Origin of the sequence: Agathobaculum faecis, from assembly GCF_014287995.1 — a bacterium.
Lineage (GTDB): Bacteria > Bacillota > Clostridia > Oscillospirales > Butyricicoccaceae > Agathobaculum > Agathobaculum ammoniilyticum.
Genome location: NZ_JACOPL010000008.1, coordinates 25,849 through 45,620 on the forward strand (window position 1 = coordinate 25,849; position 19,772 = coordinate 45,620).

Consider the following 19,772-nt stretch of genomic DNA (forward strand, 5'->3'; position numbering starts at 1 on the left):
CGTCCTGATCGGTTATGTATTTATACGGGGCATCGCGCGAACGCCCCGGTATAAGCACATTTCCGCACCGCACACATCCCATGCGCAGCGCGCATTTTCCACAGGAAAGCGCCGGCCCGCGGCGCCCTCCGCAAAAACCCGCGGCAGGCGCGTGGGTTTTCACATTACCCCTTTCGGCTGAGGGAGCTTACTTATCCAGCAGGCAGGCGATGCCCGGCAGCTCCAGCCCCTCCAGGAACTCCAGCGAAGCGCCGCCGCCGGTGGAGATGTGGGTCATCTTGTCCGCAAAGCCAAGCTTTTCAACCGCCGCCGCGGAGTCGCCGCCGCCGATGATGGAAACCGCGCCGGACGCAGCGATCGCCGCCGCAACCGCCTTGGTGCCGGCCGCAAAGGTGTCGAACTCGAATACGCCCATCGGGCCGTTCCAAACAACCGTGCCAGCGTTCTTCACCGCGTCCGAGAACAGCTCAACGGTCTTGGGGCCGATGTCCATGCCCATCATGTTGTCCGGCAGTTGGCCTGCCTCGTAAACAACCGGCTCCGCGTCCGCGCCAAAGTGATCGCCGCAAACGGTGTCGATCGGCAGCAGGAGCTTGACACCCTTATCCTCCGCCTTCTTGATCAGGCCGAGCGCGAGATCGAGCTTATCCTCCTCGCACAGCGAGGTGCCGATCTTGCCGCCCTGCGCCTTGGAGAATGTATAGGCCATGCCGCCGCCGATAATGACGGTATCGCACTTATCGATCAGGTTGTTGATAACGTTGATCTTGTCGGAAACTTTCGCGCCGCCCAGGATGGCGACGAACGGACGGGCCGGATCGGAAAGCGCTTTGCCCATGATGGAGATTTCCTTGTTGATCAGGAAGCCGCACACGGCCGGCAGGTAATCCGCGATGCCGGCGGTGGAGGCATGGGCGCGGTGCGAGGTGCCGAACGCGTCGTTGACGTAGATCTCGGCCATATCGGCAAACGCCTTGGCAAGCGCCGGATCATTCTTGGTTTCGCCCTTTTCAAAGCGGACGTTCTCCAGCAGGATGGCTTCTCCGGGCTTGACCGCCGCGGCAAGCCGATTGGCGTCCTCGCCGACAACGTCCTTCGCCAGCTTGACGTCAATGCTGAGCAGTTCGCTCAGGCGCGCCGCGACCGGCGCCAGCGAATACTTCATATTGACCTCGCCCTTCGGACGGCCGAGGTGCGAGCAAAGGATAACAGCCGCGTTGTGGTCCAGCAGGTACTTGATCGTCTCCAGGGACGCACGGATACGCTTGTCATCGGTGATATTGCCGTTTTCGTCCTGCGGGACGTTGAAATCGCAGCGAACGATGACCTTTTTGCCATTTACGTCGATGTCTTCGACACTCTTTTTGTTGTACTGCATAAAATATACCTCTCCTTAAGATATAAATATTGCGACACGGATCAAAATCGCGGCGTTCTCTAAAAGAATTCCGCTTCCAAGACCAAATTATACTCGTTTTTCCGGTATCCCGCAAGCAAATTTACGAAAAACCTTACATTTTGGCAATCTTTTAGAGGATTTTTGCGTTTTTCCTCAAAATATTGTGAAATATTAAACAATATGCCCAATCCGGTTCAGTTTCGGGCCTGTCCGTAAAACGCGACCGCCAGGGCCTGCGGGCCGGTATTCGTGATAACCGAGGGGCCGATCGGGCTGCGGCAGACCTGTTTGAAGCCGATTTCCGTCAGCAGGCGCTTTTCCAGCTCGTCGATGCGCTCCGCGGGTACATCACCGTACAGCAGGAGCGCGGTCTGCTTTTCCGGCTGCTGCACACGGCCGGACACCTTTTTAATCAGGCCCGACACCAGCGCCTTTTCCCCGCGCACCTTGTCGCATACCGTAACCGCGCCGCCGTACACATGGCTGATCGGCTTGAGCCCGAGCGCTTCCCCGACAAACGCCGCGCCGCCCGAAATGCGGCCCGACCGCTTGAGGTGCGCCAAGCTATACACGCCCAGATAAGCCTCCACCCGCTTGAGCCGGCTGCGCACCACGCCCGCGATCGCCTCAAAGCTGTCTCCCTGGTCGCGCAGGCGGGCGGCCAGCACGACGATATGCCCGTAAATATAGGTGTAGGTCGCGGAGTCGATGATCTCGATCCGCATGCCACTTCCATATTCCTCCTCAAACATCGAACGGGCGAGACAGGCGGCCTGACAGGTACCCGACCCTTTCCCGTTGATCAGAACGCCCAGCACATGAGTGCAGCCGCGTTCAAACGCGCGCCGGTAGGAATCCAGGAACTGCGCGGGCGTGACCATCGAGGTTGCCGGAACCTCACGGCTGGTTTGCAGCAGCTTCCAGTACTCCTCGGCGGTGATGTCGTAATACTCGCGGAACGCGCGCCCCTCATGCGTCAGCGTGATCGGGACGACCTCTATCCCATAGGCATCCACCTGCGCCTGCGGGATATCCGCGGAAGAATCGGTCAGAATGTGTATCTTTTCCATAAACGCTCCCTCACTCCTGCGGGAAAGGCCCCGCCAGCCTCAGGTTTTCAAAGCCGGTCTGCCGCAGCGCCTCGAACACGATCACGGCGACCGAGTTGGACAGGTTTAGGCTTCGCGCGCCCTCGCGCATGGGAATGCGCACGCACCGCTCCGGATGCGCGACGAGCAGGCTTTCCGGCAGCCCCTTTGTCTCCTTGCCGAACAGCAGGTAATCCCCGTCCCGATACGCCGCCTCGTGATAGGCGTGCGGCGCTTTGGTCGTGGCGTAAAAATAACGCCCGCCCGGGTTTCGGGCAAAGAACTCATCCAGGTTTTTATACATACGGACGTCGAGCAGATGCCAGTAATCCAGGCCCGCACGCTTCATCCGCTTATCGTCAATCGCAAAGCCGAGCGGCTCGACCAGGTGCAGCACGCAGCCCGTCGCCGCGCAGGTGCGGGCGATGTTGCCCGTGTTCTGCGGGATCTCCGGCTCAACCAGAACAATATGCAGCATGGCACTCCCTCATAAAAACAAACTACTTTTTTATTGTATGGGATGCACCGTTTTTTTTCAAGCAGTTTACCTGTTTTTCTGCAAAAATTATCCCCCGATCCGAAAGATCGGGGGATAAACCGCCACGTTATTCCATTTCCGCGTATACGCCGTAGAGATAGCCCTGCTCTTTGGCCTGCTCGTCGGTGAGTACCTCGCCGGTGGGCTGCGGGCCACTCTCATCGTCCGGATACCATACGCCCAGCTTGCCGGTGTGCAGCGTGAGCGTCTGGGTATCGCTCGTGCCGTCGGCAAAGGTGACGGTGACCGTCAGGGTCGCGCCGTCGAACTCGTCTATACGGGCGTGCCACGCGTCGCGCAGGTCGGTATCGTCCGCCATATCGACCGGCTGAGGCTCGCCCCAGAAGCCGTAGCTCACGTTCGCGTCATAGTCCGCGACAAAGCCGTTCTCCACGCGGTAGCTGGCGTCCACCCACCACCGTTTTTTTTCCGGTTCTGACTGCACCATGATATCGTCCGCATCCGCTGTGGGCGCATAGGTGCCCATCATGATCGCCTGTACGTCGGCCTCGTTGATTTCCAGCCGCTCGGTCCGGTACAGACCGCCCTTGTCAACCGACGCGCTGACCGTTTCGATATTGTCGCCCGTCACCCGGAACAGGCAACCGCTGAAAAAACCCTTGGTCGGGCTGTCCGCACCTCCGCCAGCGAAATCAAACGCAATCTTGCTGTCTTTCGGCGCGATAGTCTCGCCCGTGTCCGCGGCATAAGCCACGATGCCGAACGAGTTGGCCACCACTCCGGCGACCGCCTCGTCCGCGCTCTGCCCGCCCTGTATTCGCCACAGGGCCGAGCCGCCCAGAACCACGCCGAACGCACACGCCGCTGCCAAAATGCGTTTTACCATGCCGAAGCTGCGGCGCGGCGCCGGCGCCAGGTGCTGCGGCGCGGCCTGCCCCTCCCCGCGGCGCTCCTCACGCGCGGCCGCCAGGGTACGCTGCTTCAGCGCCTCCGGCGCTTTTATGCTTTTCATCTGCTCCCATTCGTTCCGGTTGTTCTTCTTCATCGTCCATTCCCTCCAGATCCAGTTTGAGTTGTTTACGCGCCCGATGGAGCCGCGTGCGCACGGTTGCCGGCCTGCATCCGACCAGCGGCGCGATTTCTTCCGTCCTGTAGCCCTCTACATAGTGCAGGTGTATCACGGTCCGCAGTTCATCCGGCAGCCGCGCGACCGCATGCCACAGGTCGGCCTGGTCGGTATCCTCCGGCGCAGCCGCGTCCGGCGCGGCTTCGAGCGGCGCGGTGCGGCGGAACCACGCCGAACGCCGCAGGTCGCTGCACCGGTTGAGCGTGACCCGAATCAGCCAGGCCTTCAAATGCTCCTCATCCCGAAAATCAGTCGTGTCGCGCAGCAGCCGGAGAAACACCTCCTGATAAACGTCCTCCGCATCCGCGCGGCTTCCCATGCGGCACAGCGCCAGCCGGTAAACGGCGTCGCCGCAGGCTTCCATCGCCTCGCACAGGAATGCGTCGGAGCGCAGCTTTGTTTGCATGGCGTCCTCTCCTCCTTTCTGTAAACAACACGTCCCCAGGCAGGGAATTGTTCTCTACCATTATAACAGATTTCAAAAAAAGACGGGATGGCAAATCCATCCCGTCTTTTCCACCCGCCGCGCGGCGGGCAATTTTATGCCATGCTTCCGTCTCCTGGCGCCCGCTTATTCCGCGAAGTAGGCGCGCGTCTGCCGCACATTCTCCTCGATCGCCGCGCGCAGCTCTTCCGCCGACGCAAACTGCTTTTCCGGCCGCAGGAACTTATGCAGCTCGACATGGATCATCCGGCCGTACAGGTCGCCCGCGAAATCCAGCAGGTGCGGCTCGATGGTCGGCGTACCGCTATCCAGGAACGTGGGCTTGACGCCGATATTGGTCGCCGCGATGTGGCTTTCCCCGCCCACCAGCACGCGCGTCGCATAAACGCCGTACGGCGGCAGCGCCATCTCGCCCGGCAGACGCAGGTTAACGGTCGGCACGCCCAACACGCTCGTCCCCACCTTGCGACCATGCTCGACCACGCCGGTCACTGTATACGGATGGCCAAGGAAACGCGCGGCCGTTTCCATATCGCCCTGGGAAATGAGCTGACGGATATAGGTGGAGGACACCACGATCCCGTCCATCTTGACATCGTCGACGCAGTCGTAGCCGATGCCGGCCTTTTCACATTCCTCCGCCATACCGGCGGCGTTGCCCCGCCCCTTATAACCAAAGCGGTTGTTCCGGCCGGAAATGATCCAAGCCGCGTGGAACTGCTCGATCAGCACCTTATGGATAAAGTCGCGCCAGTCCATATGCTGCATCTTCTCGTCAAAATGAATGAAGATTACCTCGTCCACGCCGCCGAGCTTTTTGATCTCCTCCCGCCGGTAAGCGTCCGCCGTGATCAGCGGCACCTGGCGCCCCAGCACAACCGAATCCGGATGGACGTCGAACGTGCATACCGCGCTCACGCCGCCGATCTGTCTGGCGCGCTCCACCGCGCGCTCCATCAACGCCCGATGCCCCAGATGCACCCCGTCGAAATAACCCAGCGCGATCGCGCGCGGCTTTTGAAATTCTTGCATGGGAAACCCTCCCTGAAAAAGCGGCCGCTGCCGGCCCGCGTTTTTTCATCCAAAATTTTTATAGACAAACAGGCCCAGCCCGCCTTTATCGAGTGTCCTTACCTGGCCGAGCATCAAAAAACGCGCCCCGTGGTACACGCGGCACAGCGCGCCCGCTGTTTCGGGCATCCCCTGCGCCATGCGCGGGAATACCACCGCGCCGCGCGCGATGCGTTCCGCGCCCTCGCCCGTCAGCCGCACAGCCGGATGCAGGGGGAACAGGCTGTCGGTCGGTAGCAAAAGCGTTTGCGCCGCACCATTCGCCGCCGCGCGCTCGACCTGGCTGAAGCCGCGGCACTCCCGCAGCGTATAGGCGCCCGATCGGGTGCGCGTCAGGCTGTGCATGACCGCCAGCGTACCAAGCGCTTCGCCCAGGTCGTTGATGAGCGTGCGCACATAAGTACCCTTGCTGACCGTCAGCCGCAGCATGCCCTTCTGGGCGTGCTCGTCAAACTCCAGCAGATCGATCGCGTGGACGGTGATGTCGCGCGCCGGACGCTCGACCGCCTTCCCCCTGCGGGCCAGGTCATACAGCTTCTGCCCGTTCACCTTGACCGCCGAATACATGGGCGGCACCTGCTTCTGCGACCCAAGGAAGCGGCCTGCCGCCTGCTCGACCGCATCCCGTGCGGCGCAGCGGCCGCTGACCTGCAGCGTCCCGCCGGTCACATCCTGCGTGTCCGTATTATAGCCGAGCGTAAAGCCCGCGATATATTCCTTATCCTGCGCGGCCGCGAAATCCGCCGCCCTAGTCGCACCGCCGACAAATACCGGCAGCACGCCGGTCGCCAGTGGGTCGAGCGTGCCGCCGTGGCCGATCCTGCGCGTGTGCAGGATGCCGCGCAGCTTGGCCACCACGTCGTGCGAGGTAAAGCCCTGCGGCTTATCCATCAGCAGGATGCCGTTCAGCTCACTGTTTGGCATGGAACTGCTCCCTCGCGGCGGTCAGGATGGCGGCTTTCGCCTCCTCCATTCCACAGTCCAAGCTTGCGCCGGCCGCGCGGATGTGGCCGCCGCCGCCGCACTTTTTGCAGATCGCTGCGGCGTCCATCTCCTTGGTCGTGCGGACGGACACCTTGACCGTCCCGTCTCGGTTTTCAGTCAGTGTAATGCCGATCTGCACGCCCTCAATCTGCCGCGTGAGCGAAGCAATCGAATCCAGGTCGTCCATATCCGCGCCCGTGCGGTCGATATCCGTGCGCCACAGCAGCGCAACCGCGACCGCGCCGTCCTCAAAGAACTCCATCGTGTCGAACACGATGCGCTCCATCTGGAAGCGCGGCATGGATTTGGTCTCAAACAGCACACGGTTGATCTCACCCCCATCGATCCCCGCAGTCAGGCAAGCCGCCGCTACCGCATGGGTATGCGCGGTCGTGTTGGAAAACTTGAAGCAGCCTGTATCCGTGGACACGCCGATGTAGATGCATTCCGCGATATCCCTGGTGAACCGCACGCCCAGCGCGGCCAGCACATCATACAGCACCTCGGCGCAGCCGCCCGCGTCCGGACGGATCAGGTTTTTGGCGCCAAAGCCCGAATTCGAGCGGTGATGGTCGATCACCAGATCGACCTTTCCCTTATACTGCTCCGCCGTATCCGGAAACAGCTTTTCCTCCGCGATATCGACGGATACAATATACGCAAAGTTAAAATCGCTCGTCGGATAACAAGGTATAATCAGCGGTGCATACCGCTTGGTGATCTCCGGATTCTCCAGAATATACGCGGTCTTGCCGAGCTGCCGCAGCCCGCGGCACAGCGCCCCCGCGCAACCGGCGGTATCGCCGTCCGGGCGGCGGTGCGTCAGGATCAGGATGTTGTCCGCGCCCTGCAGCGCCGCGGCGGCGCCCGCAACGTCCACGGTCATGCGCGGTCCTCCTCCCCGAGCTTGCCCTCGCTTTTCAGCTCGTGCAGCAATTCCGAGATATGCGCGCCATGCGTGATCGAGTTGTCCAGTTCAAACACCAGCTCGGGCGCGTAACGGAGCTGTACCTTATGCCCAACCTCGCGCCGCAGCCAACCCGCAGCGGATTTCAGGCCTTTCATGACCTCTTTCGCCTGCTGCTCGCTGCCAAGCACGGAAATAAAGCACTTGGCATAGCGCAGGTCGTTTGTGACCTCACAGTGTACGACCGAAACCAGCCCGTTCTGCACCCGCGGGTCCTTGACCGAGCGAATCGCCTCGGCCAGCGCCTTGCGCACCTCTTCCGAAATGCGGTCGATTCGTGTAGACATGGTGTAACGTCCTCCTTTGCCTGAGGATGAATGGAAAAATGGCGCGCGGAAAATGAAGCTGCCCCTTACGGCTTCGGCTCCATTCTCCATCGTCCCTTTTCAATTATCTTACGGTTTGACCTCTTCCATGACGAAGCATTCAATTACGTCATTTTCCTTGATGTCGTTATAGTTTTCGATGCTCATGCCGCATTCATACCCGGAAGCAACTTCCTTGACGTCGTCCTTGAAGCGCTTGAGGGTGTTCAGATGGCCCTCGTGGAATACGATGCCGTCACGCACCACACGCACCTCAGCGTTGCGCTGGATCTTGCCATCCTGCACATAGCAGCCCGCAACAGCGCCCGCGCCCGTAATCTTGAACACCTGGCGCACCTCGGCATGGCCGAGCACGACTTCCTTGAACTTGGGTTCGAGCATGCCCTTCATGGCCTGCTCCATCTCCTCGATCGCGTCGTAAATAACGCGGTACATGCGCATATCCACGCCCTGCTGCGCGGCGGAATCGGTTGCCGTGCGATCCGGACGCACGTTGAAGCCGACGATGATCGCGCCGGACGCCGCGGCCAGCATCACGTCGGACTCGTTGATCGCGCCGACCGCGCCGTGGATAACCTTGACGCGGACCTCGTCGTTCGACAGCTTCTCCAGCGACGAGCGGATCGCCTCGACCGAGCCCTGCACGTCAGCCTTGACGATGATGTTCAGCTCCTTCATCTCGCCCTCCTGGATGGAGGCGAACAGGTTGTCGAGCGTGACCTTATGGAACTGCTTGTTGCGTTCTTCCTTTTCCTTATCCTTACGCTGCTCGACCAACTCACGCGCCATCTTCTCGTCGTCCACCGCATCGAAGATATCACCCGCGCCCGGCACCTCGGCCAGACCGATGATCTCGACCGGCACGGACGGGCCGGCCTCCTGAATCCGCTTCCCGTCGTCGTTGGTCATGGCGCGCACACGGCCGACCGCCTTACCCGCGATGACCGTATCGCCCGTGTGCAACGTGCCGTTCTGTACAAGCAACGTTGCGACCGGACCGCGGCCCTTGTCGAGCTTGGCTTCGATGACCGTGCCGTGCGCTTTGCGGTTGGGGTTGGCCTTGAGATCCGCGACCTCCGCGGTCAGAAGCACCATCTCGAGCAGGTTCTCGATGCCCTGGCCGAACTTGGCCGAAATATTGCACACGATCGTATCGCCGCCCCACTCCTCAGGTACGATCTCATATTCGGTGAGCTGCTGGAGTACACGGTCCGGATTGGCGCCCTGCTTATCGATCTTGTTGACCGCCACGATGATCGGCACATTCGCCGCCTTGGCGTGGTTGATCGCCTCGATGGTCTGCGGCATCACGCCGTCGTCCGCCGCCACGACCAGAATGGCGATATCGGTTACCTGCGCGCCGCGGGCGCGCATGGAGGTGAACGCCGCGTGGCCCGGGGTGTCCAGGAAGGTGATCGGCTTGCCGTCCACCGCGACACGGTACGCGCCGATATGCTGGGTGATGCCGCCGGCCTCGCCCTCAGTCACCTTGGTCTTGCGGATGGCGTCGAGCAGCGAGGTCTTGCCGTGGTCAACGTGACCCATCACGACCACAACCGGATCGCGCGGCACGAGATCCTCCTCGCGGTCCTCGCTCTCGTCAAACAGTCGCTCCTCGATGGTAATATGGACCTCTTTTTCGACCTTGCAGCCCATTTCCTCCGCCACGATCGCCGCGGTGTCAAAGTCGATAATCTCCGAAATAGATGCCATCACGCCCAGCTTGATCAGACCCTTGATTACATCCGCCGCGGTGCGCTTCATGCGGCTGGCCAGCTCGCCGACCGAGATCTCATCCGGTATCATAACCTTGACCGGTATCTTCTTGAGAGCCGCCATCTGCTGCTGGCGCTGGAGGCGCTTCATCTTCTCCTGCTCCTCCTGCCGGCGCTTATTGCCGAACGGCTTGGCGCGCTGGTCAGCCTTTTTGGTCAGCTTCTGCTTCTTCTGGCCGCGGGACTCCATACGCTCCGCCTTGGCATCCACCAGCTTGTCGATACGCTCGTCATATTTATCCAGGTTGACGTCTCCCGCGCCGCGGGTATCGATGCGGTGTACCTGCTTGACCTTGGTCGAAGCAGCGGGCGCGGCCTTGCTTTCCTCTTTCTTTCCTGCCTCCGGCTTGGCAGACACCGGCTGCTGGGCTGCCTGCGGCTGTCTGGCGAGCTTCTCCTCCGCTTTCGGCCGGTCGCCGGACGGGGCTGCGGCGGTCTGCCGCGCCGCCATCTGCGCGTTCAGGGTCTCCTCCATGTTGTTTACCTGATGGTGCTGCGTCATATACTCGAAAATGACGGACAGCTCCTGATCGCTCAGCACCTGCATATGGTTTTTCGGGGTGGTGCAGTATTGGGTCAGGATCTCGGTAATCTCCTTTGTGGCGGCGCCAAAATCCTTTGCAACCTCATGCACCCGATATTTATTCTCTATTGCCATGGGCAACTCCTCCTAAAAGAAATTTCGGTTGAAAACACGTTTTCAATCGAGTAAGATGTGCCGCGCATGGCGCGAACACCTCTTATGCGCTGTTTTACGCGCCGCCACACGGCACACAAAACAGCTTTCTGATATCAAAATCGTGATACAGGCTCCCGATTTTGATGGCAAACGCCGCTTTGCGGGGGTTGCCTATTAGAATACGCGCTTTGCGCGTGGGCTTTTGTTCGCTTTGCGCGGGGCGCTGCCTGCGCGGCGCGGCGGCTGCGCCGCCTGAGACTGCGAGGCGCGGGGCTTCTTTTTGCCCCGGCGCGACTGGATGCGCGCGTTTTTTTCCGCAAGCTGCGCGGATACGTCCGCATAGCCGCTGTCCTGCGCCGCGAGCCGCTGCACCGCCGCGGACGCCAGGCCGATATCGGTCACTGCGCATACCGCGCAGCCGCCCTTGCCGATCGCAGCGCCCAGCGTCTGCTTATCCACCGGCAGGACGAGAAACGGTACGTTTGCGCGTTCGGCATAAAACGCGGCCTTCTTCGCCGTACTCTCGCCGGCATCTGATGCAGCCATCACGCAGCGGGCCTTTTTCTCCATGCAGGCCTCGCGCACCAGCTCGTCGCCGAACGCCAGCTTGCCGGCGCGCCGCGCCAGCCCCAGCATCCGGAGGACGGGATCATTCATCATGCGCGCCCTCCTCCATCTGCTTTTCCAGCGCGCTGTACACGTCCTCCGGCACCTCGACCGAAAGCGCACGTTCGATCGCGCGGCTCTTGCGCGCTTTTTTCAGGCACTCCGGCCTGCTGCACAGATAGGCGCCGCGCCCCGGCGCTTTCCCCCTGAAGTCCAGCGAAAGCGCACCCTCCGGTGAACGCACCACGCGGATCAGCTCGCGCTTGGGAAACATTTCGCGGCAGCCGAGGCATTGCCGCATGGGAACCTTTTTCTGTACCATATTCTGCCGCACCCCCGTTTTGTTATTCGCCCTGTGATTCCGGAGCGATGTCAATTTTGCAGCCGGTCAGCTTGGCGGCAAGGCGGGCGTTCTGCCCCTCCTTGCCGATGGCGAGCGAAAGCTGGTCGTCCGGTACAATCACGCGGCAGGACTTGTTGTCCGCCTGCACAGACGCGGAGATCACGTCAGCGGGGGCGAGCGCTGCGGAAACGAACTGCGCCGTATCCTCACTCCACTTGATGATATCGATTTTTTCACCGTTCAGCTCGCCGGTGATGTTGGCGACGCGCGCGCCGCGCGTACCCACGCATGCGCCGATCGGATCGACGTTCTCGTCGTGCGATGTAACCGCGATCTTGGTGCGGTTGCCCGCTTCACGCGCGATCGACTTGACCTCAACCACGCCGGAATGGATTTCCGGCACCTCAAGCTCAAACAGGCGCTTGACCAGGCCCGGGTGCGTGCGCGATACCACGACCTGCGGACCGCGCGTGCCGCGGCGCACTTCGATCAGGTATACCTTGACGCGCTGCCCTTCGGCAAGCTGCTCCCCGCGCACCTGCTCAGAAGCGGCTAGGACTGCTTCGCTCTTTTCGCCGCCCGAAACCACGTCCAGATACGCGTTGCCCGAGCGGGGGTCGATACGGGCGATCACGCCGGTCAGGATCTCATGCTCCTTGCTCTCAAACTCCGAGATCACCATGCCGCGCTCCGCTTCACGGATGCCCTGGATAATGACCTGCTTGGCGGTCTGCGCCGCGATGCGGCCGAACGACTTGGTCGGGATGTCAATATCTATGATATCGCCCACCATGGGATTGTTCTTATACTCGGCCGCCTCCTCGAGTGTGATCTCCTCATACGGCTCATAGAGGTCCTCCGCCTTGACGACCGTTTTGCGCACATACATGCGGATGGTCTTTTTATCCCGATCCGGTTCAACGAACACATTGTCCGTCATCCCGTCGTTGTCGCGCTTGTAAGCAGTAATCAAAGCCTGGCCCACGCGGTCGAGCATGTAATCGACCGGTATCCCCTTTTCCTTTTCGAGCTGCTCCAGCGCGTCAAAAAATTCTGCGTTCACCATTTTTTCCGGTTCATCTCCTTAAATTTCAACCGCAAGTCGCACCGCGGCTATATCTTTGGGTTCATAAACAGTCTGCTGCCCGCCGCTCTCCAGCGTCACGCAGCCGTTATCATAGGCAACGAGGGTGCCTTCCGTCTGCTTTGCGCCGTTTACAGGCTTATAAAAGCCGAGTTCGACCGGATGGCCGATAAACGCCGCGAAATGCTCCGGCCGCTTGAGTCGTCTCGACAACCCCGCCGAGGAAACGCACAGCGTATAGGACGGCATATCGTCGAATTCCTTTTCATCCAGCATGGGGTCGAGCGCGCGCGAAACCTGCTCGCACTGGTCGATCTGCACGCCCTCCGGATGATCGACGGTCACGGTCAGCATATACCGGCCGCCCTCCTTTTCAAATTCCACGTCCCACAGGGAAACGCCGGCCTGCTCGCACAAGGGCTTTACCAACTCTTCCACACGGGCGACGATCTGCTTTGCCTGCAAAGCCGTCCCTCCTTTTCCGATTTCTCTCAAGCAAAGCGTAAGGAGTGGCTTTCGCCACTCCTTACGGTTACTTCTTACTTAACGACAGTAGTATAGCACGAAATCCCGCACATTGCAAGGGGTTTCTGTGTTTTTCTTTTCTGTTTGAAGATATTTCGGCGATACATTCCGCACGAAAGCAAAAAGAAAAAGGTTATCCAGTAAGCACGCTACTGGATAACCTTTTTGCGTCATCTTCCTGCTTCCAAGTGAGCCGTTATCTTACTTAACCAGCTCGATGATCGCCATTTCCGCTGCGTCGCCGCGGCGCGGGCCGGTCTTGATGATGCGGGTGTAACCGCCGTTACGGCTTGCATACTCCGGCGCGATTTCAGAGAACAGCTTTGCAACAACAGCTTCCTTGGTGATGAAAGCCATCGCCTGACGGCGGGAAGCGAGCGTGTTCTTCTTGCCGAGAGTAATCATCTTTTCGGTCAGCGGGCCGACTTCCTTGGCGCGGGCAACGGTGGTCTCGACCCTGCCGTTTTCCAGCAGATAGGTCACCATCGCGCGCAGCATGGCCATACGGTGATCGGTAGGACGGCCGAGCTTGCGATTGTTAGCCATTCGTGTTTACCTCCAAAATAAAGTAAAGGCGGCGGCGCGGCTTTTCGTGCCGCCGCATTATCGGTCTTTCTTATTCGTCGGACTTGGCAAGCGACAGGCCCATGGCCTCCAGCTTGCCGATGACCTCTTCCAGCGATTTGCGGCCCAGGTTGCGGACCTTCATCATGTCCTCTTCCGAGGTGTTGATCAGATCCTCCACTGTGTTGATACCCGCGCGCTTGAGGCAGTTGAACGAGCGCACCGAGAAGTCAAGCTCCTCAATGGTCATCTCAAGCACCTTATCGTGCTGCGCTTCGGCCTTTTCAACAACCGTGGATTTGGAGCCGATCTCGTCGGACAGGTCGACGAACAGGTCGAGATGGTCTCGCAGCACCTTTGCGCCAAGCGAAACCGCGTCGCGCGCGGTGATGGTGCCGTCGGTCCAGATCTCGAGCGTAAGCTTATCATAGTCGGTCAGGTCGCGCACACGGGTGTTCTCCACCGTATAGTTGACCTTGTAAACTGGTGTGTAGATCGAATCCACCGGAATGACGCCGATGGAGGTCTGGTGCTGCTTATTCTTCTCGGCCGGAACGTAGCCGCGGCCCGAAGTCAGCGTGATCTCCATGGACAGGCGCGCATCGCTCATCAGGGTAGCGATGTGCAGGTCGGGATTGAGGATCTCGACCTCGCCGTCAGCGTGGATGTCGCCAGCCTTTACCTCGCCCTCGCCGGCGGCCTCGATGTAGACCGTCTTGGGGCCGTCGCAGTGCAGCTTGGCGATGATGCCCTTGATGTTCAGTACGATCTCGGTCACGTCTTCCTTAACGCCCGGGATGGTGGAGAACTCATGCTGCACGCCGGCGATCTTGATGCTCGACGCGGCCGTACCCGGCAGCGACGAAAGCAGAATGCGGCGCAGGGAGTTGCCCAGCGTGGTGCCATATCCGCGCTCCAGCGGTTCCACGACGAATTTGCCGTAAGAGCCGTCTTCAGCGAGCTGTTCACAGTCAATACGCGGCTTTTCGATTTCGATCATTTGGTACCCTCCTTCACGTTGGTTGGAAACTCTAAGCGGAGCAGGCGGCGCAGGCGCCGCGCAGGCTCCAAAAGCGAGGGTCTGTTACTTCGAGTACAACTCGACGATGAGGTGCTCGGATACATCATAATCGATGTCATCACGCGCCGGCATCGAGGCGATCCTGCCCTCAAAGGAATCCTTGGCCTTGTCGATCCACTTGGGGCATTGCTTCTTGCCGTTCTCCTCCAGCAGGGTCTTGAACTTGGCGGAGCTGCGGGATTTCTCGCAGACCGCGACAACATCGCCCGGCTTGACCTGATAGGACGGGATATTGACGCGCTTGCCATTTACGGTGAAGTGCGCATGGTTGACGAGCTGGCGCGCCTCGCGGCGGGTGTTCGCAAAGCCCATGCGGAATACGACGTTGTCCAGGCGGCGCTCAAGCTCCTGAAGCAGGATCTCACCGGTGATGCCCTGCTTACGTTCGGCCTTCTCATAGTAAGCATGGAACTGCTTCTCGAGCACGCCATAGATGAATTTTACCTTCTGCTTCTCGTTGAGCTGCATGCCGTATTCGGACTGCTTGCGGCGGGACTGCTTGGGCTGGCGCTTGGTGGACTTGGAGTAACCAAGTACCGCGGGGGAGAGACCAAGCGTCTTGCAGCGCTTGAGAACGGGCTGTGTATTCTTAGCCATTGATTGGTTTCCTCCTTATTATACTCTTCTGCGCTTGGGCGGACGGCAGCCATTGTGCGGGATCGGGGTCACGTCCTTAATCATGGTGACCTCAAGCCCCGCGGCCTGCAGCGCGCGGATCGCAGCCTCGCGGCCGGAACCCGGTCCCTTAACGTAAACCTCAACCGTCTTCAGGCCGTGCTCCATCGCGGCGGCCGCGGCGGTTTCAGCCGCGGTCTGCGCGGCGAACGGGGTGGACTTACGCGAGCCGCGGAAGCCCATTTCGCCAGAGGAAGCCCAGGAAATTGCGTTGCCGTTCAGGTCGGTAATGGTAACGATGGTGTTGTTGAAAGAGGAACGGATGTGAGCCGCGCCCTTTTCAATGTTCTTGCGCTCGCGGCGGCGCGTACGGGTCGCCGCGCCCTTTTTCTGCTGTACCTTAGCCATTTATACGTTCCCCTCCTTACTTCTTCTTGTTCGCAATGGTCTTCTTGGGACCCTTGCGGGTACGGGCGTTGGTCTTGGTGCGCTGGCCGCGTACCGGCAGGCCGCGGCGGTGGCGCAGGCCGCGGTAGCAGCCGATTTCAACCAAACGCTTGATATTCAGGCCGATCTCGCGGCGCAGGTCGCCCTCGACGTTGTAGTCGCGGTCGATTACTTCACGCAGCTTGGCGGCTTCTTCTTCGGTCAGGTCCTTGACGCGGGTATCGGGATTGATACCGGTCTTGGCAAGGATTTCGTTGGACGTCTTGCGGCCAATGCCGAAGACGTAGGTCAGGCCGATCTCCACGCGCTTCTCGCGGGGAAGGTCAACACCGGCAATACGTGCCATACTTTATAAAACCTCCGATTTGTTTACACTGAGGCGTGTTGGCAAACACAGTGTAGGGACCGCCTCCGCCCCTGCAGCGCCGCGCGCCCGCGCGTGCTTGTCGTGTTCGCGTAAACCATCATCCCGCGCCATGACGCGCGGCAATTTATCTGGAAACGGTAGAAAAACCGCTTCACACATTCGCGCCGTCCGGCGCATGCAATCAGAAAACGGCCATGCCGTTTTCATCAAAAGCGCGAGCTTCGCCCGTGCTTTTGACTCCCCGACCCAGCGGCCTTGGGCCGCGCTGCTCGGGTATCGAAAACAAGTTTCTCCCGAACTTGTTTTCGTATATAGGGGACTTTTGAAGTCCCCTATAAGATTTTTAGCCCTGCTTCTGCTTATGCTTCGGGTTCTGGCAGATAACCATGACCTTGCCCTTGCGGCGGATGATCTTGCACTTCTCGCAGATCGGCTTAACAGATGGTCTTACCTTCATGACATTTTACCTCCATCAAAAATTTTGGTGGGATGGGACACCGGAAAACCGGCGACCGCTGGCGCTCGGGTCACATACGCGCCTCCGCCCGCTTTTGGGTCACTTGGAACGCCAAGTGATACGACCGCGGGTCAGGTCGTAGGGCGACATCTGAACGGTGACCTTGTCGCCGGGAAGAATGCGGATAAAGTTCATGCGGAGCTTGCCTGAAATATGAGCCAGTATCTTATGGCCGTTGGGCAGTTCCACCTGAAACATCGCGTTAGGCAGCGCCTCTATGACGGTACCTTCGAGTTCGATTACATCATCTTTTGCCATATATGTGTATTACCCTCCTCGGTCAATTTGCGTCCTCGTCCCCTGTCCAAAGGGAAAGGGCCTTGCGTATGTCGCTGTTGGTCAGGCGGCCGGACTCCAGCAGCTTGCGCGCCGTACGCCCGTCACTCGGCCCCTGGTAGCTCACATGCTTGCGGCGCTTGCGCTTGGGACTTTCCGCTCTGCGCGCGCGCCCGTTTGCCAGCAGAAGAAAATCCCCCTCTTCCGCCATGACAAGCATGAGCCTGCCCTTGTCCCTGCCGGTCAGCGACAGCACGATATCGGCTGTGTGGGCCTCCACCATTACAACACCTCACCGTCGATGCTGGTTAGTATCTCCGGCTCGCCATCCGTAATGGCGATCGTGTTCTCATAGTGGGCGGACAGCTTCCCGTCCCTGGTTTTGACGGTCCAGCCGTCCGGCAGGACCTTGACGTCATACACACCCACATTGACCATGGGTTCCACTGCGATAGTCATACCACGCTGCAGCCGGATTCCATGGCCCGGATGGCCGAAATTCGGTACTTCGGGTGATTCGTGCAGGTTCTCCCCTACGCCGTGGCCGACGTAAGCGCGCACCACCGAAAAGCCGTTTTTCTCCACATAGGCCTGCACGGCTGCGGAGATATCGGAAACGCGGTAGCCCTCGCGGGCAAATTTGATACCCTCATAGAAGCTCTGCCGGGTCACTTCGATCAGACGCCTGGCCTCCTCGGACACCTCACCGCAGGGTACGGTGCAGGCGCAGTCGCCGTGGTAGCCGCCAATATAGGCGCCAACGTCCACTTTGACGATATCCCCCTCCCGCACCACATGATGCTTTGAGGGGATGCCGTGGATGACCTCGTCGTTGACCGATACGCAGGCGCTGCTGGGAAAGCCGCCGTAACCGAGGAACGAGGGCTTCGCGCCCGCGTCCTCGATCGTCTTGCGGACGATCCGGTCGATTTCGCCTGTCGTGACGCCGGGACGGACCGCGTCCGCCGCCGCTTTCCGCGCAAGCGCGGTAATGCGGCCGGCGACACGCATCCGTTCGAGCTCTTTTTCTGACTTCAAATGGATCATAGCTTACAGACCCAACGCCTGAACGGCGATCTGTTCCGTCTGGCGGATACCCTGCGTACCATCGATGCTTTTGAGCTTGCCCTGCTTACCATAGTAATCCTTGAGCGGCTCGGTCTGCTCATGGTAGGTTGCCAAACGGTGCTGCACCACATCCGGCTTGTCATCCTTGCGGATATGCAGCTTGTCGCCGCACACATCGCAGGTGTCCGCCTGTCTGGGCGGGTTGGCCTTGATGTGGTAGGACGCGCCGCACTTGAGGCAGACACGGCGGCCGGTCATACGGCCCTCGATCACCTCGTCCGGCACTTCCAGCGAAAGCGCGCAGTCGATCGTTGCGATCGTATCCAGCGCCTCCGCCTGCGGGATGGTGCGCGGGAACCCGTCCAGGATGAAGCCATTTTTACAATCCGGCTCGGCAATGCGCTCCTTGAGCATGCCGATCACGACTCCGTCCGGTACAAGCTGCCCTGCATCCATAAACTGCTTGGCCGACTGGCCGAGCGGTGTGTTGTTCTTGATCGCTTCGCGCAGAATATTGCCGGTCGATACGCTCGGCACCCCCATCTTTTCCACAAGATAGGACGCAAGCGTGCCTTTGCCGGCGCCCGGAGCGCCCAGTAAAATCAGATTCACTTCAGTATGCCTCCAGCATTATTCCAAGAAGCCCTTGTGGTGGCGCATGAGCATCTGTGCCTCCAGCTGCTTGACGGTATCAAGCGCAACGCCGACGACGATGATGACCGACGTGCCGCCCAGAGCCACATTGGAGAGGTTCGGGGAGATTGCGCCGACGATCAACGGCAGAATCGCAACAATTCCCAGGAAGATCGCGCCCACAAAGGTAACCTTGCCGAGCGCCTTGGTGATAAAGTCGCTCGTCGGCTTGCCCGGACGAAAGCCCGGAATGAAGCCGCCGTTCTTCTTGAGGTTGTTGGAAATCTCGATCGGGTTGAACTGGATGGAAGCGTAGAAATACGCGAACGCAAGGATCAGCAGTCCGTATACAATAATATAGAACGGGTTGGACTGCGAGAACAGGTTCAATACATGCCAGCCGACCGTGCCGGCCGCCGGCTGCCAGAACATCGAAACGGTCTGGGGCAGCGACAGGATGGACGACGCGAAAATGATCGGCATAACACCGGACGCGTTGACCTTGATCGGCAGGTGGGTGGACTGGCCGCCGTACATCTTGCGGCCGACCACGCGCTTGGCGTACTGCACTGGAATGCGGCGCTCCGCGTTGGACATGAACACGATGAACACGACAACGGCCAAGCCGATGACGATCATCAGCAACGCGGAAATAATGCTGCCGCCGCCCTGCTTGAACAGGTTGTACAGCGTCCGGATCAGCGACGGGCCGCGGGAGACGATGCCCGCGAACAGGATGATCGAGATACCGTTGCCGATGCCGTTCTGGGTGATGTGCTCGCCCAGCCACATGATCAGCGCGGTACCCGCGGTGAACGTCAGGATGATCGCGGCCGCGGCAAGGACGCTCGTGTTGGACAGGAATCCGTTGCTGCGCAGCAGCGCATAGTAGGAGAAGCCCTGCAGAAGGCCGAGGACAACCGCGACATAGCGGGTCCAGGAAGCGATCCTCTTGCGCCCCTCCTCGCCGCCTTCCTTGACCATACGCTCAAGCGCGGGGATGGCAACGGTCAGCAGCTGCAGGATAATGGACGCGTTGATATACGGCGTGATGGACATGGCGAAGATCGTCGCGTTGGACAGACCGCCGCCGGTGAACATATCAAGGTAACCGAGCATCGACCCCGCCACCTGCGACTGCTCAAAGTAGGTCGCCAGCAGCTCGGTGTTGATGAACGGCACGGGGATGCAGGAGCCAAAGCGGAAGATCAGCAGGATAAACAGCGTATACAGGATCTTCTTGCGCAGCTCCGGCATGTTCCAGGCGTTTTTAAGGGTTTGAAACAC

Annotated in this window: 25 protein-coding genes; all 25 read right to left on the reverse strand. The window is 60.1% G+C overall.

Annotation, left to right across the window (positions count from 1 at the left end):
- Positions 1 to 187 precede the first annotated feature (187 nt).
- The gene (locus H8S45_RS09475; protein WP_054326932.1) at positions 188 to 1,378 is read right to left on the reverse strand and encodes a phosphoglycerate kinase; all 1,191 of its coding nucleotides are present in this window, start codon (positions 1,376 to 1,378) and stop codon (positions 188 to 190) included.
- A 215-nt stretch (positions 1,379 to 1,593) separates the two neighbouring features.
- The gene (locus H8S45_RS09480; RefSeq protein WP_054326933.1) at positions 1,594 to 2,469 is read right to left on the reverse strand and encodes a DegV family protein; all 876 of its coding nucleotides are present in this window, start codon (positions 2,467 to 2,469) and stop codon (positions 1,594 to 1,596) included.
- A gap of 10 nt (positions 2,470 to 2,479) precedes the next feature.
- Positions 2,480 to 2,965, reverse strand: coding sequence for a tRNA (uridine(34)/cytosine(34)/5-carboxymethylaminomethyluridine(34)-2'-O)-methyltransferase TrmL (gene trmL, locus H8S45_RS09485; RefSeq protein ID WP_054326934.1), 486 nt, complete (start codon positions 2,963 to 2,965; stop codon positions 2,480 to 2,482).
- Positions 2,966 to 3,092: 127 nt separating this feature from the next.
- Positions 3,093 to 4,031 (reverse strand): anti-sigma factor, encoded by a 939-nt coding sequence (locus H8S45_RS09490; protein ID WP_147574494.1) that lies wholly within the window; start codon positions 4,029 to 4,031, stop codon positions 3,093 to 3,095.
- Entirely contained in the window at positions 3,940 to 4,518 is a 579-nt protein-coding gene (locus H8S45_RS09495) for an RNA polymerase sigma factor (RefSeq protein ID WP_054326937.1), read from the reverse strand. The genes H8S45_RS09490 and H8S45_RS09495 overlap by 92 nt, the downstream gene beginning before the upstream one ends.
- 165 nt (positions 4,519 to 4,683) lie before the next feature.
- Positions 4,684 to 5,589 carry a riboflavin biosynthesis protein RibF gene (gene ribF, locus H8S45_RS09500; protein WP_054326938.1) on the reverse strand — a complete coding sequence of 302 codons (906 nt, stop codon included), beginning with the start codon at positions 5,587 to 5,589 and terminating at the stop codon, positions 4,684 to 4,686.
- A 45-nt stretch (positions 5,590 to 5,634) separates the two neighbouring features.
- Positions 5,635 to 6,552, reverse strand: a complete 918-nt coding sequence (gene truB / locus H8S45_RS09505; RefSeq protein WP_147574495.1) for a tRNA pseudouridine(55) synthase TruB — start codon at positions 6,550 to 6,552, stop codon at positions 5,635 to 5,637.
- The gene (locus H8S45_RS09510) at positions 6,539 to 7,498 is read right to left on the reverse strand and encodes a DHH family phosphoesterase (RefSeq protein ID WP_147574496.1); all 960 of its coding nucleotides are present in this window, start codon (positions 7,496 to 7,498) and stop codon (positions 6,539 to 6,541) included. Before H8S45_RS09510 ends, truB begins: the two co-directional genes overlap by 14 nt.
- The gene (rbfA, locus tag H8S45_RS09515; protein ID WP_054326942.1) at positions 7,495 to 7,866 is read right to left on the reverse strand and encodes a 30S ribosome-binding factor RbfA; all 372 of its coding nucleotides are present in this window, start codon (positions 7,864 to 7,866) and stop codon (positions 7,495 to 7,497) included. Before rbfA ends, H8S45_RS09510 begins: the two co-directional genes overlap by 4 nt.
- Before the next feature lie 108 nt (positions 7,867 to 7,974).
- Positions 7,975 to 10,338, reverse strand: a complete 2,364-nt coding sequence (gene infB, locus H8S45_RS09520) for a translation initiation factor IF-2 (protein WP_082396991.1) — start codon at positions 10,336 to 10,338, stop codon at positions 7,975 to 7,977.
- Positions 10,339 to 10,533: 195 nt separating this feature from the next.
- Entirely contained in the window at positions 10,534 to 11,019 is a 486-nt protein-coding gene (locus tag H8S45_RS09525) for a L7Ae/L30e/S12e/Gadd45 family ribosomal protein (RefSeq protein WP_107631619.1), read from the reverse strand.
- Positions 11,009 to 11,287, reverse strand: coding sequence for an RNase P modulator RnpM (gene rnpM, locus H8S45_RS09530; RefSeq protein ID WP_054326944.1), 279 nt, complete (start codon positions 11,285 to 11,287; stop codon positions 11,009 to 11,011). Before rnpM ends, H8S45_RS09525 begins: the two co-directional genes overlap by 11 nt.
- A gap of 22 nt (positions 11,288 to 11,309) precedes the next feature.
- Positions 11,310 to 12,374 (reverse strand): transcription termination factor NusA, encoded by a 1,065-nt coding sequence (gene nusA, locus H8S45_RS09535; protein WP_107631618.1) that lies wholly within the window; start codon positions 12,372 to 12,374, stop codon positions 11,310 to 11,312.
- A gap of 18 nt (positions 12,375 to 12,392) precedes the next feature.
- Positions 12,393 to 12,857: a ribosome maturation factor RimP gene (locus tag H8S45_RS09540; protein WP_054326945.1), complete on the reverse strand. Its 465-nt coding sequence runs from the start codon at positions 12,855 to 12,857 to the stop codon at positions 12,393 to 12,395.
- 261 nt (positions 12,858 to 13,118) lie between these two features.
- Positions 13,119 to 13,463: a 50S ribosomal protein L17 gene (gene rplQ, locus H8S45_RS09545; protein ID WP_054326946.1), complete on the reverse strand. Its 345-nt coding sequence runs from the start codon at positions 13,461 to 13,463 to the stop codon at positions 13,119 to 13,121.
- A gap of 70 nt (positions 13,464 to 13,533) precedes the next feature.
- Positions 13,534 to 14,481: a DNA-directed RNA polymerase subunit alpha gene (locus H8S45_RS09550; RefSeq protein WP_107631617.1), complete on the reverse strand. Its 948-nt coding sequence runs from the start codon at positions 14,479 to 14,481 to the stop codon at positions 13,534 to 13,536.
- Positions 14,482 to 14,565: 84 nt separating this feature from the next.
- Positions 14,566 to 15,159, reverse strand: coding sequence for a 30S ribosomal protein S4 (rpsD, locus tag H8S45_RS09555; protein ID WP_054326948.1), 594 nt, complete (start codon positions 15,157 to 15,159; stop codon positions 14,566 to 14,568).
- An 18-nt stretch (positions 15,160 to 15,177) separates the two neighbouring features.
- Positions 15,178 to 15,585, reverse strand: a complete 408-nt coding sequence (rpsK, locus tag H8S45_RS09560) for a 30S ribosomal protein S11 (protein WP_054326949.1) — start codon at positions 15,583 to 15,585, stop codon at positions 15,178 to 15,180.
- A gap of 16 nt (positions 15,586 to 15,601) precedes the next feature.
- Positions 15,602 to 15,970, reverse strand: a complete 369-nt coding sequence (gene rpsM / locus H8S45_RS09565) for a 30S ribosomal protein S13 (RefSeq protein ID WP_054326950.1) — start codon at positions 15,968 to 15,970, stop codon at positions 15,602 to 15,604.
- A 364-nt stretch (positions 15,971 to 16,334) separates the two neighbouring features.
- Positions 16,335 to 16,448: a 50S ribosomal protein L36 gene (rpmJ, locus tag H8S45_RS09570; RefSeq protein ID WP_031472205.1), complete on the reverse strand. Its 114-nt coding sequence runs from the start codon at positions 16,446 to 16,448 to the stop codon at positions 16,335 to 16,337.
- A 99-nt stretch (positions 16,449 to 16,547) separates the two neighbouring features.
- Positions 16,548 to 16,766, reverse strand: coding sequence for a translation initiation factor IF-1 (gene infA, locus H8S45_RS09575; protein WP_016148769.1), 219 nt, complete (start codon positions 16,764 to 16,766; stop codon positions 16,548 to 16,550).
- Between the two features lie 22 nt (positions 16,767 to 16,788).
- Positions 16,789 to 17,067, reverse strand: coding sequence for a KOW domain-containing RNA-binding protein (locus tag H8S45_RS09580; RefSeq protein ID WP_054326951.1), 279 nt, complete (start codon positions 17,065 to 17,067; stop codon positions 16,789 to 16,791).
- Positions 17,067 to 17,831 (reverse strand): type I methionyl aminopeptidase, encoded by a 765-nt coding sequence (gene map / locus H8S45_RS09585; RefSeq protein ID WP_054326952.1) that lies wholly within the window; start codon positions 17,829 to 17,831, stop codon positions 17,067 to 17,069. The genes H8S45_RS09580 and map overlap by 1 nt, the downstream gene beginning before the upstream one ends.
- Positions 17,832 to 17,834: 3 nt before the next feature.
- Positions 17,835 to 18,464: an adenylate kinase gene (locus H8S45_RS09590; RefSeq protein ID WP_054326953.1), complete on the reverse strand. Its 630-nt coding sequence runs from the start codon at positions 18,462 to 18,464 to the stop codon at positions 17,835 to 17,837.
- 18 nt (positions 18,465 to 18,482) lie between these two features.
- A complete protein-coding gene (gene secY, locus H8S45_RS09595; RefSeq protein ID WP_054326954.1) occupies positions 18,483 to 19,772 on the reverse strand; it encodes a preprotein translocase subunit SecY in 1,290 nt (429 codons plus the stop codon).